2 protein-coding genes are annotated in these 615 nt (G+C 40.0%); both read right to left on the bottom strand.

The window, feature by feature from the left end; translation table 11 throughout:
* Positions 1-284 (bottom strand): IS66 family insertion sequence element accessory protein TnpB (gene tnpB / locus MTCD1_RS18370; protein WP_143760146.1); only part of this gene is annotated, 284 nt, incomplete at its 3' end.
* A complete protein-coding gene (gene tnpA / locus MTCD1_RS18365) occupies positions 281-580 on the bottom strand; it encodes an IS66 family insertion sequence element accessory protein TnpA (protein WP_057181041.1) in 300 nt (99 codons plus the stop codon). The genes tnpA and tnpB, both read right to left, overlap by 4 nt.
* Between the last annotated feature and the right edge of the window lie 35 nt (positions 581-615).

The raw sequence follows: 615 nt of genomic DNA, 5'->3' as shown, positions 1-615 counted from the left end.
TCGAGTTGCTCAGCAGTTAACGCAAATTCATTGCCATTAATTTTGCTCGGCCATTTGAATTTTTGTTTTTCCAAACGTTTTTGCCAGAGTGCAAAGCCTGTTTTATCCCAGTACAATATTTTCAGTTTGTCTTTGGCTTTATTGCAAAAAACGAATAAAGCGCCCGTATAGGCATCACGGTTTAGCTCATCTTCAACAAGCGCAGCGAGGCCATTTATTGCTTTACGAAAATCAACAAAATCGCGATGAAGAAAAACGGCTGATGGCTCAACAAACATCTTCATACAATAAGCTCGCGTAATAATTGGCTGAGGTAAGTCACAGAGGTTGATGCCGGTAAACTGATATTTGCTTTACCCACGGTAACTGTTATGAAGGTTTGCTCTTCAATAAGTTCCACCTGTTGTGTTATTTTGGCGCGAACAAAGTTGCCTGAAGACAAGCTGAGTTTCTTCCTAAGGGCATAAAAGCTCGACGTTGATAATTGCTGTTGTTGGCAATAATCAATAATGGTTAAGCCGCTGGTTTGTTGATCTTCAATGATGGTTTGCCATTGTTCTTGGCTACGCGAAATTCTCATGCTTATCTCCTAAGTTAAGTGAGGAGATAATGTAT

The sequence above is a fragment of the Colwellia marinimaniae genome, assembly GCF_002207865.1.
Classification (GTDB): Bacteria; Pseudomonadota; Gammaproteobacteria; order Enterobacterales; family Alteromonadaceae; genus Colwellia; species Colwellia marinimaniae.
The sequence above is the reverse complement of the archived record's forward strand: the minus strand, read 5'-3'. Positions and strand labels throughout refer to the sequence as shown.

What these genes read in the sequence shown, in the direction of transcription:
- tnpA (WP_057181041.1), bottom strand. Translation starts at nt 580, where the DNA reads ATGAGAATTTCGCGTAGCCAAGAACAATGGCAAACCATCATTGAAGAT.